The sequence below is a fragment of the Pseudomonas sp. LF-5 genome, assembly GCF_037626295.1.
Taxonomy (GTDB): Bacteria; Pseudomonadota; Gammaproteobacteria; order Pseudomonadales; family Pseudomonadaceae; genus Aquipseudomonas; species Aquipseudomonas monsensis.
Genome location: NZ_JARKMT010000007.1, coordinates 20,406 through 32,473, shown reverse-complemented (window position 1 = coordinate 32,473; position 12,068 = coordinate 20,406). Strand labels below are relative to the sequence as shown.

Sequence of the window (12,068 nt, the reverse complement as noted above, 5' to 3'; positions counted from 1 at the left end):
ACGAGCGGCCGTTTTTGTTTGGCAGCGGGGTTTATTCGCTCTTGTCTTCCTGCGTGTCCACCGACTTGCCATAAGTATCCAGCGCAACCCCGAAATCGGTGATGAACTGCGGCTCGCTCAGCCAGGCCTGGGCGGTTTCGATGTCCATGCCGTCGGCCCACATGCGGTAGTCGATCAGCATGTCGGCGGCCAGGTGGGTGGCGGCCATGCCTTCGTTTTCAGCGTTTTCCATGTCCAGCAGTTCTGGATGGTCAACGATGATGAACGCCAGTTCACGCAGCAGCGTCAGCAGCATCTCGTTGCGGCTGACGGCTTCGGCGTCGCGCATTTTGCTGAACATTGCCAGGGTGTAATCCGGGATCGGCTCGGCGAGGTGGCCGAGATCGTCGTCCTGCTCCAGTGGCTTACGCCCGACCATGCGGATGTGCTTGGCTTTGGCCTTGGCGCGTTTGGCGCGTTTCTGTTGCTTGTTCAGGGATGCCATGGGAACTCAGTTCTTCTGTTGGGTTTGCGCGGCGATCGCGTCGGACGCCGCCACATAGTCGGCCTGGAAGGCCGGGGATTCGATCCACGCCAGCGCGCCGGCTTCATCGGTTTCTTGCGACCACTGGCGGTACTCGATCAGCGCGGCGAGGATGAAGTCCATCGCGCCTTCTTCGCCTTCCTGCTCAAAGACCAGCTCCAGCAACGGGTCTTCGAGGAACGCGGTGCACAGGGCTTGCTGGCTGATCTTCTCGGCGTCGATCATTTTCTTGAACAGCTCGGTCAGGTCCACCGATTCGAAGTCGATGCGATCGTCGTTCGGGTCCAGTTCCACCGGCGCTTCGGCGCGTTTGGTGCGGTTCTGCTTGGCCTTGGTCTTGGCCCGGGCGGCGCGTTTTTGCTGTTTGTTGGCGGAGGCCATGGTGTGTTCCGTCGTGCGTTGAAAGGGCTCAGCTGCGCGGCACAGTCCGCCCGGGTGTGTCGGGGGCCAGTGCGCCGGTGTGCAGCCAGGTCAGAGCGATGGGCCATAGTGTGGCTTGGTATGCGCTGCGAAAAAAGGCGAAATGTCCGACTTGTTGTTCGCCGATGTCCTGCGGCTCGATGCGCAGGTGGGTTTTCGGTGCGTTGCTGAAGCAGGCGAGCAGGCGTTCGATGGCTGCAATGGTGCCGTAAGGATCATCGCTGATGCTGATTGCCAGGGTCTGGGCGCGAACGTTGGCGAAGGGCAGGCTGCCGGCTTTCTTCATCAGCGCCCGGCCGCTTGGACGCCGCTCATATCGTGCGGTGGGCGTGCTCCAGTCGCGCACGACACCGGCGGGCGTGTCTTCCAGCCAGCCGAGGCGTTTGCCGGGAAAGTAACCACAGATCCGCGTCATCAGCGGCATTAACAGATGCCATTTGCCGAACATCCGCCAACGCTGCTCGGGCGCATAGTCACGCCAGTAAGCGAACTGCGCGCCGACCGTCACCAACCGACGAATGACCTGCCCGGATTCGCCCAGCCCCGCCGCGCAACCGCCAAAACTGTGGCCGACCACGTCGATTGGCTGCCCGGGGAATTCCCGTTGCGCACGCATGAGCATCGCTTCGAAATCCAGTGCGCCCCAATCGGTCCACGACGCCTGCAGCCCTTTTAGCGAGTCGGGCCGTGATTCGCCGATGCCGCGGTAGTCGTAGATGATCACGTCGAACCCATTGCCGAACAAATAGGCTGCGAAGCGTGAGTAGTGGCGACAGCGCACCGAAGTGGCCGCGTTGATGATGACCGCCGGGCGCTGGATATCAGGCAGCGCCTGACGCCATGTGAAACCGCCAAGTACAAAGCCGTCGGCGGCGGGTTCCTTGAAGGGCTCACCTTGCACTGCCGTCGAAGTCGGCGACGTTGACTGACTGTGTTGCCTCGCGGGCGTGTCCTGACAGCTCATGACGCTCGACCTTGGCGGGTAAGTTGCCAACGATAGTCCGCACAGCGTGCGGGAACAATTCTATTCAGTGGATTGAGTGAGCATGCGTTCTTCGATCAAAGCCTGTTCGCGATTGAGTTCGGCGCGTAACTCTTCCTCACTCGGCAGTATCGTCTTGTAACTGCTGGCGAACAGTTGCTCATTGCCCTTGAGCATTGAATAGCGCGCCACGGAGTCGCTGCTTTCGGCACACAGAATAATCCCGACGGTCGGTTTGTCACCCTCGCTGCGCTTGAGCTCGTCGTACATGCGCACATACATGTCCATCTGTCCGACATCGCGGGCGCTGAGCTTGCCGCGTTTGAGGTCGATGATCACAAAGCATTTGAGCAGGTAGTTGTAGAACACCAGGTCGATATACAGATCGACGCCATCGGTACTGATGCGTTGCTGGCGAGCGACAAAGGAAAAGCCTTTGCCCAGCTCCAGAAGAAAGCCTTGCAGGTGGTCGATCAGGGCTTGTTCAAGACCACTTTCCCTGACCTTGCCCGCCGAGGGCAGACCGAGAAACTCGAGCATGACCGGATCACGAATGAATTCCCGTGGTGTGCATTTCATTGCTGCGATGTGGGTGCTGGCTTCTTCAATCACATCGGCCTTGTCTGGACTCATGAGAAGCCGCTCGTAGTAGAGCGTGAGGATCTGGCGATCGAGGGCGCGGCTGGACCAGTTGAGGTTGGCGCATTCTTCCATGTACCAATGGCGCGCTTTTTCGTTTGCAACCCGTAACAGCCGCCGATAGTGGCTCCAGCTCAATTCGGAACGCACTGTGTTCCAAATTGGAAACAACTGATAAAAGCTGCGCATATAGCGCAGATTTCGATCATCAAAGCCCTTCCCGAACTGCGCCGTCAGATCCTTCGCCAACAGGGCCAGCAACTGCTTGCCATAGCCTGCCCGCTGCGCGCCTTGCTGTTCGAATTCGACAATATGCCGGCCAATCTGCCAGCAGGTCTGGACTTGAATCGTGTCGACGGCACGCAGCACTTTTTGCCGCGCCTGGCGAATCAGTTCGCCCAACTCCCCCAGCAACGAATCGATTTTCGGGTCTTGCGTGTCAACAGGTTTCAGCTGGCTCATCGGATCTTCCGCATTGTTGAAAACAGACGCAAAAGGATGCCAAGCGTCGCCGCGCAGGTATGTCGGGCAACACGGTGATCTCGGAAGGAAGACGGGACGGCTGTTGCAGGACGTTGCAGTTGAAAGCCTCGTTGAATGGCAGTGATCTGTAGTCCTTTTCGTACATGCGCCAAGTGCCAATCAATCTAAAACAGCCACGAATACACAAAATCTAAAAGGCGTAACGGTTGGGTTCTACGGGAACCCGGGAGTCGTCATCATGAAACGCGTTCTTTCATTCATGCTGCCCATCGCCGCGCTGGCTGCACTTTTGTTTCCGGTGATGTTGCAGGCCGCCAGTCTCGAGCCCATCGACAGCGCGGGTGTGCAGGTTCAGCAGCAACAACAGAGCGGTATCCATTATCTGGCCGGCGGCATCGGTGAAGATGAGGCGAAGGCCATACAGCAGACCCAAGGCTACAACCTGCACATGACCTTTGCGGTCGGTGCGCAGGACGAGTACACCGCCGACGTCGATGTCACGATTCAAAAGGCGCCGGGGCAAACCGTACTGACCCTCAGTCAGACCGGCCCGCTGGTGTATGTGCAATTGCCACCCGGCAAATACACCGTGGTGGCCACGCGTAAGGGCGAGACCCGGCGCGATGTCACCGATGTCGGCGGCGCTGCTGCGCGCAATCTGGTGTTCCACTGGAGCGACAACAGCTAGTGCGTTTTGACCTTGCGCTTTGCCGGGGCTGCAGGCCGGGATAGCCGTGTGATCCAGTACCATCCCGGCCCTGCGGCCAGAAGCAGCAGGGCGAAGAGTCCCTGCCAGACCATGTGAAACCAATACAGGCGCGGTTGGGTCGCGAGGGTGTAGGTCATGGCCGGCCCGCCGCGGTTGATCAGGGTGATGGAGCCTTGCACCAGCCCCTCGATAACCAGATAAGCCAGCAGCCCGCCGAGACCTGTCAGAAACACGCTGAACAGGATCGTCAGGCACTTCGACAGGTGGCTTTCGCGATAGGGTGGCGGGTGAGGCAGGACTACGCGGCGTCGTTTCTGGTTCATCAGCAGATGACCCTCTTCCGTAAGGGGCGGCCAAGGTAGCGCGGATCGCGTTTGATCGAAAGGCACTGAGATTGACGAGATCACACGTGCCGCCGCTCAGGCTCAGGAGAGCACAGTGTCCTCGCGTGCCTGAGCCAGTGGCAGACGCCCGCTCGGCTGCTCGCCGGCAAGATGCGCGCATTCGGCGATCACCGCGAGAATCTGCATCACCCCCGGCGACAGCGTGGTGCCCAGGCAAATGCGCAGCCCTGTGGAAGGATGCCCGTCGGCGAAAAAGATCCCGCTGCCGGCAACGTGACAACCGCGCTCGCTGGCCAGCCGCTCCAGTGCCGCCATGTCGGTGTGCCCGGGCAGCTTGATCCAGTGAATGAACCCGCCACGCGGCGGCACGTAGACGGTTCCCGCAGGAAAGTCGCTGCGCACCAGCCCTTCGACATGGTTGGCCAGCGAGGACAGTTGCGACCGCAGCCGCGCGCAATGTTCTTCCATGTAGCCGCGGCCGATAAATTCATTGAGGACATTTTGCGCAAGGCTGGACACCGCCAGGTTGCGCGAAAACATTTGCGCGAGGATGGCCTCCCGATACTTGCCCGCCACACACCAGCCGACGCGATAACCCGGGGCGATGGTCTTCGAAAAGGACGAGCAGTAAATCGTCTGGCCGCTGCTGTCGTAGCTCTTGATCGCGCGCGGGCGCTCAGCTTCGGGCACCAGATCGAAAAAGATATCGTCTTCGATAATCGGCACATCGGCTTTGCGAGCGACTTGTGACAATCGGGCACGGGTCTCGTCGGGCATGATGAAACCGCGTGGATTTTGCAGGGTCGGGTTGAGAAAGATCACCGACACCTTTTTCTGTTTCAGTGCTTCTTCGAGGTGATCGACATCGATGCCCGACTGGCCGTGGGTGCGAATCGGCAAGGCGCGCATGCCCAGACGCTCGATGGTTTGCAGAATGCCGTAATAGGTCGGGGTTTCGATGGCGACCGTCGCGCCTCGCGATGCGACGGCTTCGAGTGCCAGTTCCAGGGCAATGGTGTCGCCGGAAGTCACGAGCACATCGTCCGGCCCGCAGACGACGCCACGGGTCAGCATCAGTCCGGCGATGCGTCGACGTAATGCAGGCAGGCCGGGAGGTGCAACCAGCCCGGTCAGCGAGTTGTCAGCCTTGGCGGCCAGTACGGAGAGGCACTTGTTCAGCAGTACATGAGGCGTGAGGTCGCTGTGCAGGACCGCGGAGCTCAACGATGCGGTGGTGCGCGAGGCCGCCTGGGACAGCATCGCGACGACTGCATGGTTGACGTTGACGGTGACGCTGGAGAAATCGAAACCGGCAGCCGGTTTGGCCTGCCCGGACGCCGAGACGAAATAGCCGACACGCGCAACCGTTGTCACATAGGCATCGGCCTCCAGATCGGCCAGCGCGCGTTGAACGGTGGTGATACTGGTTTCAAACATCCGCGCCAGGGTGCGGATTGACGGCAGTTTCGATTCGGCTGCCCAGTCACCACTGTCGATCTGGCGAATGATCCAGTCCTTGACTATTCGCCAGCGCTTGTCCGGTAAATCAAACCTGTCCATAAGTTCTCTTGGTCATTTCTGGAAACACTTCACAGAAAGTAAAGTAAAACGACCCCCGTTGCAGCAACAATGACGATGTTCAGCACAACCAGTCCGAAGGCGAAGCGGATCAGGCTGTGTTCCTCCTGGCGGTTGGCGCCTGCCAGCCCGGTGATCAGCGACAGAATCGAAAGCGAGCCCAGCGCACCATGGCCGGCGGCGCTGTTGACCATCGCCGCGAGCCACGCTCCGTGTTCACTGGTCAATGCCGCGATGGACGGCATCACGAGGGTGTTGCCACCGACGTTGGAGCCGGTGACGTAGCCGGCAATCCCCGCGAGCAAGGCAATGGTCGGTGCCAGGGAAATCCCCGACAGCGATTGCAGGGTGCGCTGCGCCTCGACCAGAAACCCGGCGTTGACCATCACCTGGGAAAGCAGCAGGAACAGGAAAATCGTCGTCACCGGAAACTTCGCCCGGTTGAACAGAGCACGCCACGGGAAACCGTTAGCAGCGCTTTGTTTGCTGGCCATCAACAAGGTGACGATCAGCAGCGCCAGTCCTGGCGATGCCAAGGGTTTCCACGACACATGCTCGCCCTTGATGATCCACAGCGCATCCCAACCGGACAGCACGAACACCGCACGGGACGCGACGATGACGCCGAGCAGGGCCAGATACGGCCAGGCCGCACTTGGCCAGCGCACCAGTTTGCCACGCTGCGAGAACGAGATGCCGAGGCCGACGCAGGCGACCGTCAGCCCTGCCAGCACGCCGGAGACTTCCGGGCCGACCCACAGGTTGATCGAGTACAGCACGGCGATGAACAGCGCCGTCACCAGCAGCAACCCGAGCCACGGTGCCACGCTGCGGATGCCGGCCTGCCACAGGGCGATGGCGGCGAGGCAGAGGAACACCGGCGCACTGATCAGGGCCGAGTGGCTGCCGAGCGTTTCCGCGGGCAAGTGCGCCAGCAGTCCACCGATCACCGTCGCCAGGCCGAGGGTGCCCCACGGCATGATGACCATCCCGGCCAGGGCGATTTTCATCCCCGCCTGGCGGCTGAACAGGCCCATCAGTAACGGCACGGTGGCGATCAGCGAAACGCCGAAACCGGTCATGGCTTCAAGCAGCGGTGCCAGGCCGAGGACGATGAAAATGACCTGCGCCGGTGGTGTCCAGCCCAGTTCCTTGACCCAGGCGCCGATGGCCTGGGGTGCACCGCCGCGCTCGACCAGAATGACGAACGCCAGCCCCGGCACGATCACGCACGCGGTGCTGAGAAACAGAATGGCGGTGTCCTGAAAGATCGCCGAGGTGATGGCCGAGGAAAACGGCCCGGCAGCGCCCAGCCCCCACAACACGAACACCAGCGCAGCGCCTGCCAGCGCGGCCTGCACCGGTGGCCGGCGGATCACCAGAATCAGCGCGATTACCAGGCCGATGGGCGACATTTGCAACAAGAGCGAAGTCATACACAGTTTTCCTTAACTTAATCGTGAGTCTGCCCGCTGTACTCGGTCGCCCGCATCGACGCCCGCTCACAAAAAGTCTGATACCACTCGTTCAGGCGCGGGTGCGCGCTAAAGTCCGACAGCTCGCGAAAGGCGATCCAGTCGAGGGCGGTCGCCAGGGCGATGTGGCCGAGGGTAATCGGGCCATTGAGGTCGATGTGCTCCTCGATGAAGCGATAGGCCTCCTTGAGCTTGTAGGCCTGGCCGTCGGCATAGGCCGGGTAACGCAAGGCCTGCGGACGGCGCTCGACTTCCCAGCGCAGCTTGATGCCGACATCGCACATGCCTTGCGCCAGGGCCTGCAGACGCAGCGCCTTGTAGCGCTCGGGGCCGCGCGGCGGGATGAGTTTCGGCCCGTCGCTCAGGTCGTCGAGGTATTCGCAAATGACGATGGAGTCAAACAGCGCCGTGTCGTCCGGCAGCATCAGCACTGGCACCTTGCCCAACGGGTTGGCCTTGTAGATGGTCGCGTTCGGCGAGGTCGGGCTGGTCTCGTGGTGGATGACCTCAAGGCTTGAAGCCATCCCCAGTTCGTGGGCAAGCACCAGCACTTTGCGGGCGTAGGGTGAATGCGTCTGGTAGTAAAGTTTCATGCTGGAGTTCCTGCTTCAAGAATTGCCGCGGCCGCTCGATGGGCGTCCATGAACAGACGCGAAGGCGCACCCGCCGAAGTGACGTAATGGTTGTAGTAGCAGGAGCCCTCGGCGAGTGGCCCGAGTACCCAGAGGTTGCGAACCGCTTCGCCGCGGATTGATTTGGGGTGGCAAGCGGCGTCGACGTCGATGCCGTCGATGCCTGCCTCTTCGGTGCGTGGACGGATCAGCCCCAGGCGCGCGAGATCGCGCACCGGTGCACAGTCGCTGTTGATCACGCCGCTGCCCTGCACATAGCCGGCGACGCGGCGGTAATGCTCGGTCGCTGGCGCGGTGCCGGGCATGAGGAAGGTCAGCAGACCGGCATCGCACAGGGCAAGCAGGTCGGCGTGGCGCTCCTTCTGCGGGCCGGCGACGAGGCGGTTGATCGCCTTGTGCCAACGGCCATAGAACTGACGATGCGAGGCCTCGGTCAGGCCGTCGAAATCGACGGCTTGGCGCAAGCGGTCACGCAGATCGCGCCAGACTTCGATGGCGGCCTTGATCGCCGATTCGCCGCGTCCCACTCGCGACTCGTGCAAGTCGGCCTCGAGCGCGTGATAGATCCACGAGTGATAGTTGTGCGCGGTCACACTGGCGGGCAGCGCATGGCAGATCAGCGCCAGTGGATCTATCGAGCCACTGGCGGCTTCGTATTCGCGCAGCAACGCTTCGCAAGCGACGACACCGGCGGTCCCGGCCGTGCTCACCGTCCTGAGGCGGCTCAGCACTTCGCGATGCCGCTCGGCGTCAGATTGAGCGTGCAACACGGCGACAGCGGCGGCGCGCATTTCCACCAGCATGAGCGGCAGAATGTCCTGCTCGAAGTCCAGTCGCCCGTCCTTGGCGTCGGCCCGCAGCGCGTCGATGCGCGCCGGGGTCAGGAGCACGGCTTGATGGCGTGGGCAGTCGGTCAGGCCATTGGGCCGCGTGCGGAAGGGCAGGCCGTCGCGTGACTGCACGTAAATCACCGGCTCCTGGCCTGAAGGGTGGTAGACGTGGCTGGCGTCGGCGCGGCGAGTGTATTGCCCGCCGCGTCCGGCGGTCAGGGCAGCCAGCGTGTCCATGGCGCCCAGCCCGAGGCCCTCGAGCAGAATGCTTTCGCCCGGTTCGATGCGGTCGAGGCTGCCTGGCAACGGATAGATATTGCCGATGCGCTGGCGATCGGCGGCCTGCACCCGACCGGTGTGGCCGACAGTCAGGATCAGTCGGTCCACCGTGATTTCGGCCCCCGCTGGCGTTTTCAGGCGGTAGCGCTTGCCATCGACCGAGTCGACGGCGGTCACGGCCTGGTGATGCAGGCGCACGCTGACCCATTGCGGCGCGGTCGCCAGAATGCGCGTAAAGGCATCGGCCAGATAAGCGCCGAGCAGATGCCGTGGCAGAAAGTCCTGGGCCTGGACCTCGCGGCCTTCACTCGCCAACAGCCCGCTGTCGGCATCGACCTTGAGGTTCTGCTCGCGGCACCATTGCAGGAAGTCCGGCCCCGAGCGTGCTTGCGCCTGCGGCAGATCACCGAAGGCTGCCGCATCGGGAAACACGCCCAGTTGCCCGGCGACGGTGTTGAGCAGCAGGTAGTCCGGTTGATCGGGCCAGTGCGCGCCGCAACCGTGCACGTTGGGCTCAAAGATATTGAGCACCACCGGTTGCTCGGGGCGCGTTTCGCTGAGGCTCAGCAGCCGTTCGAAGATCGACAGGCCGCGCGAGCCGCAACCCACCAGGCCGATGTGCAGGGGCGCCTTCACCATCTGCGCTCCTCCCCGAAAAACGACGGGATGGCAACGGCCTGACCTTCCTTGACCGCGATGTCGTGGACCATACGGCCGATCGCCAGGTCGAGAATGCCCATGCCGAACGGCGAATAGATCAGCGGTTTGTCCCGGCTTACCTGCAGGTCGCCGCGAATCAACTGCGCCACGGTGCCGGTGACGAAGTCGCGATGGCCGTACTTCTGCTCGGCCAGATGCGGCGAGGTATTGGCTTTCAGGCAGTGGGTCACGTCATCGAAGTAGTTGTAACTTTCTTCGATGATTTCCGCACCGATATCCCGCAGCGAGATATTCAGCACGATCTGCCCCGGACGGAATGTGCCGTTGCCTTTGACGTAAGGCTCACCGGCACTGGTCGCGAACACCACGATGTCGGCGCTCAGGGCGTCGGCCAGCGGCACGATCTGCACTTGCGGCACCGCGAGCTGCTCAGCGAACGCTGCCAGCGCTTCGGCCGATTCAGTATTGAGGTCGTGAATTTCGACACGGTCGAACGACCAGTCGTCGCTGATGAATGTTTCGAGGATGTTGCGCGCAATCACCCCGCCACCCACGATCGACAGTCTTGGCGCACGCTTGTTCTGGCCATTGAGCCACCAGGCGCCGAGCACCGCCGACGCTGCTGTACGCACGGCGCTGATCAGTGCGCCTTCAAGAAGGGCGTAGGGATAGCCGGTGTCCGGATCGTTGAGGATCAGCACCGCAGAGGCGCGGGGAATCCCCGATTTGATGTTGTCGGGGTAGCTGGCAATCCATTTGATCCCGGAGACCGATTGATCACCCTCGCTGTCGACGATCGCCGCCGGCAAGGCAATGATCCGGTTCGCCGGCTGCTCTGGGAAGCGCAGGAAGTAACTGTCGGGGTTGACCGTCTCGCCACGCTCATGGGTCAGGTAGGTTTGCGCCACCAGCTCGATAGCGTCCTGGCGCAGGCCGTTGAGGATGTTCTTGACCGCAGCGCCGGGCACCACATGGAAGGGTTGAATCGAGGTTTGAGTCGTCATTGTGTTTTACGCCGAAAGTGCCAGAGCGGGTTCTGGGAAGAGAGGTTGCAGCGCCGCAGCGCCGAGACGCTGGGTCACCCAGTCGTCGGAGTAGATGGTTTCGAGGTATCGCTCGCCCATGTCGGGTGAGATCGCCACGACGACGTCGTCGGGGCGGATGTGCGGCGCCCACTGCTGCACGCCGGCGAGGACGGTGCCGGTGGAGCCGCCGAAGAGCAGGCCGTAGCGCTGCGCCAGCCAGCGGCAGACCTTGATCGTCTGTTCTTCAGGGATGGACAGGAAGTCGTGGATGCCGGCCGGTTCGAAAATCTCCGGGCGACGGCTGGTGCCGAGCCCCGGGATATGACGCGGGCCACCCGGCAGGCCGAAGGTGACCGAGCCGACGGTATCGACGGCGATGACCTTGGTGTGCGGGTGGTGTTCGGCGAAGTAGTTTTTGCAGCCCATCAGCGTGCCGGTGGTACCGGCGCCGACGAACAGGTAATCCACTTGTGGAAACCTGCGCGCGATCGACCGGGCCGTCGCTTGATAGTGGGCGAGGGGGTTGGTCGGATTCTTGTACTGATTGAGCCAGATGTAGTCGGCGTTGTCGGCCACCAGTTGCTCGATCAGGCGAATGCGCGAATTCAGGAAACCGCCGTTTTCGTCGCGCTGATCGACCATGATCATCTCGGCGCCGAGGGCATGGATCAGTTTCCGGTTCGGCGCGGAAATGTTCGGGTCGATCACGCAGACAAACTTGTAACCCTTGGCCGCGCAAACCATCGCCAGCGCGACCCCCAGATTCCCTGAAGACGACTCGACCAGACGGGTTTTATGGGTAATCAGGCCCCTGACTTCCAGGTCGGTAATCAGTGCGTGCGCGGTTTTCAGCTTGATCGAGCCGGCAGGATTCAGTCCTTCGATTTTCAGCTGGATCGTTGCGCTGCAAAGATCGCCAATCTGTACGTAACTCTCTTCGTTGATAAGTTGCTTGATCATACGTCGTCCGTTTCGCTCTTTCGCCGGGCGCGCAGGGGCCCGGCATTCATCCTGGAATGTTTGAAAAGCAGTAATTGCCGTTCGCCTGTTGAGTGTTTTTAGATTTTTTATCTGGACAGGAAGTGACCTTTCGGTGGACGCCGATCTATTCAAAAAATCAGGTTTTGCGCTCTGAGGGCCGCACGAGCCCAGAGTGTTGCGGGGCGCACAGTAGAGCCAGTCATTGGCTCGCCAAGGCTTGGCGCCATAGTGGCGAAATGGTCTATGCAGGGAGAGATACAGATTTTGGGTATTTTTCAGTACAGCCTGGAGGGGAGGTGTATCGAGAGCGGAGGGCTGACGGGGCGAAGAGGGGGGTGTGGCTGAATCGCAGGCATAAAAAAACCCTGAATCTTGCGATTCAGGGTTTTCGGTATTTGGTGCCCAGAGACGGAATCGAACCGCCGACACGGGGATTTTCAATCCCCTGCTCTACCGACTGAGCTATCTGGGCAACGGGGCGCATTAAAAGGGTTTTTCGGATTTACGT

12 protein-coding genes and 1 tRNA gene are annotated in these 12,068 nt (G+C 61.5%); 1 reads left to right on the top strand and 12 read right to left on the bottom strand.

The window, feature by feature from the left end:
* Positions 1-31 precede the first annotated feature (31 nt).
* The 4 genes from PseuLF5_RS19630 to PseuLF5_RS19615 are packed head-to-tail and all read right to left on the bottom strand — an operon-like array spanning position 32 to position 3,026.
* Entirely contained in the window at positions 32-484 is a 453-nt protein-coding gene (locus PseuLF5_RS19630; protein WP_267805627.1) for a hypothetical protein, read from the bottom strand.
* 6 nt (positions 485-490) lie between these two features.
* Positions 491-904: a hypothetical protein gene (locus PseuLF5_RS19625; protein WP_123470626.1), complete on the bottom strand. Its 414-nt coding sequence runs from the start codon at positions 902-904 to the stop codon at positions 491-493.
* A gap of 28 nt (positions 905-932) precedes the next feature.
* Positions 933-1,907, bottom strand: coding sequence for an alpha/beta hydrolase family protein (locus PseuLF5_RS19620; RefSeq protein ID WP_340134415.1), 975 nt, complete (start codon positions 1,905-1,907; stop codon positions 933-935).
* Positions 1,908-1,967: 60 nt separating this feature from the next.
* Positions 1,968-3,026: a PDDEXK nuclease domain-containing protein gene (locus PseuLF5_RS19615; RefSeq protein ID WP_340134413.1), complete on the bottom strand. Its 1,059-nt coding sequence runs from the start codon at positions 3,024-3,026 to the stop codon at positions 1,968-1,970.
* 259 nt (positions 3,027-3,285) lie between these two features.
* Here PseuLF5_RS19615 and PseuLF5_RS19610 point away from each other — a divergent pair, with 259 nt between their 5' ends.
* On the top strand, positions 3,286-3,735 hold the full coding sequence (locus PseuLF5_RS19610; protein ID WP_340134411.1) for a carboxypeptidase regulatory-like domain-containing protein: 450 nt from the start codon (positions 3,286-3,288) through the stop codon (positions 3,733-3,735).
* Here the strand turns inward: PseuLF5_RS19610 and PseuLF5_RS19605 are convergent.
* The 8 genes from PseuLF5_RS19605 to PseuLF5_RS19575 form a co-directional block, all read right to left on the bottom strand.
* Positions 3,732-4,079 (bottom strand): hypothetical protein, encoded by a 348-nt coding sequence (locus PseuLF5_RS19605; protein WP_128614603.1) that lies wholly within the window; start codon positions 4,077-4,079, stop codon positions 3,732-3,734. The genes PseuLF5_RS19610 and PseuLF5_RS19605 overlap by 4 nt on opposite strands.
* Before the next feature lie 102 nt (positions 4,080-4,181).
* Positions 4,182-5,660, bottom strand: coding sequence for an aminotransferase-like domain-containing protein (locus tag PseuLF5_RS19600; protein WP_340134409.1), 1,479 nt, complete (start codon positions 5,658-5,660; stop codon positions 4,182-4,184).
* Positions 5,661-5,689: 29 nt separating this feature from the next.
* Positions 5,690-7,114: a transporter gene (locus tag PseuLF5_RS19595; protein ID WP_123470631.1), complete on the bottom strand. Its 1,425-nt coding sequence runs from the start codon at positions 7,112-7,114 to the stop codon at positions 5,690-5,692.
* A gap of 17 nt (positions 7,115-7,131) precedes the next feature.
* The gene (locus PseuLF5_RS19590; RefSeq protein ID WP_340134407.1) at positions 7,132-7,746 is read right to left on the bottom strand and encodes a glutathione S-transferase family protein; all 615 of its coding nucleotides are present in this window, start codon (positions 7,744-7,746) and stop codon (positions 7,132-7,134) included.
* Positions 7,743-9,533: an FAD/NAD(P)-binding protein gene (locus PseuLF5_RS19585; RefSeq protein ID WP_340134405.1), complete on the bottom strand. Its 1,791-nt coding sequence runs from the start codon at positions 9,531-9,533 to the stop codon at positions 7,743-7,745. Before PseuLF5_RS19585 ends, PseuLF5_RS19590 begins: the two co-directional genes overlap by 4 nt.
* A complete protein-coding gene (sbnB, locus tag PseuLF5_RS28280; protein ID WP_410055911.1) occupies positions 9,527-10,558 on the bottom strand; it encodes a 2,3-diaminopropionate biosynthesis protein SbnB in 1,032 nt (343 codons plus the stop codon). The genes PseuLF5_RS19585 and sbnB overlap by 7 nt, the downstream gene beginning before the upstream one ends.
* 6 nt (positions 10,559-10,564) lie before the next feature.
* A complete protein-coding gene (sbnA, locus tag PseuLF5_RS28275) occupies positions 10,565-11,539 on the bottom strand; it encodes a 2,3-diaminopropionate biosynthesis protein SbnA (protein ID WP_409202046.1) in 975 nt (324 codons plus the stop codon).
* Positions 11,540-11,956: 417 nt separating this feature from the next.
* Positions 11,957-12,032: transfer RNA gene (locus PseuLF5_RS19575), tRNA-Phe, on the bottom strand.
* Between the last annotated feature and the right edge of the window lie 36 nt (positions 12,033-12,068).

What these genes read in the sequence shown, in the direction of transcription:
- PseuLF5_RS19630 (WP_267805627.1), bottom strand. Translation starts at nt 484, where the DNA reads ATGGCATCCCTGAACAAGCAACAGAAACGCGCCAAACGCGCCAAGGCC.
- PseuLF5_RS19605 (WP_128614603.1), bottom strand. Translation starts at nt 4,079, where the DNA reads ATGAACCAGAAACGACGCCGCGTAGTCCTGCCTCACCCGCCACCCTAT.
- PseuLF5_RS19625 (WP_123470626.1), bottom strand. Translation starts at nt 904, where the DNA reads ATGGCCTCCGCCAACAAACAGCAAAAACGCGCCGCCCGGGCCAAGACC.
- PseuLF5_RS19590 (WP_340134407.1), bottom strand. Translation starts at nt 7,746, where the DNA reads ATGAAACTTTACTACCAGACGCATTCACCCTACGCCCGCAAAGTGCTG.
- sbnA (WP_409202046.1), bottom strand. Translation starts at nt 11,539, where the DNA reads ATGATCAAGCAACTTATCAACGAAGAGAGTTACGTACAGATTGGCGAT.
- PseuLF5_RS19595 (WP_123470631.1), bottom strand. Translation starts at nt 7,114, where the DNA reads ATGACTTCGCTCTTGTTGCAAATGTCGCCCATCGGCCTGGTAATCGCG.
- PseuLF5_RS19610 (WP_340134411.1), top strand. Translation starts at nt 3,286, where the DNA reads ATGAAACGCGTTCTTTCATTCATGCTGCCCATCGCCGCGCTGGCTGCA.
- PseuLF5_RS19615 (WP_340134413.1), bottom strand. Translation starts at nt 3,026, where the DNA reads ATGAGCCAGCTGAAACCTGTTGACACGCAAGACCCGAAAATCGATTCG.
- PseuLF5_RS19585 (WP_340134405.1), bottom strand. Translation starts at nt 9,533, where the DNA reads ATGGTGAAGGCGCCCCTGCACATCGGCCTGGTGGGTTGCGGCTCGCGC.
- sbnB (WP_410055911.1), bottom strand. Translation starts at nt 10,558, where the DNA reads ATGACGACTCAAACCTCGATTCAACCCTTCCATGTGGTGCCCGGCGCT.
- PseuLF5_RS19620 (WP_340134415.1), bottom strand. Translation starts at nt 1,907, where the DNA reads ATGAGCTGTCAGGACACGCCCGCGAGGCAACACAGTCAGTCAACGTCG.
- PseuLF5_RS19600 (WP_340134409.1), bottom strand. Translation starts at nt 5,660, where the DNA reads ATGGACAGGTTTGATTTACCGGACAAGCGCTGGCGAATAGTCAAGGAC.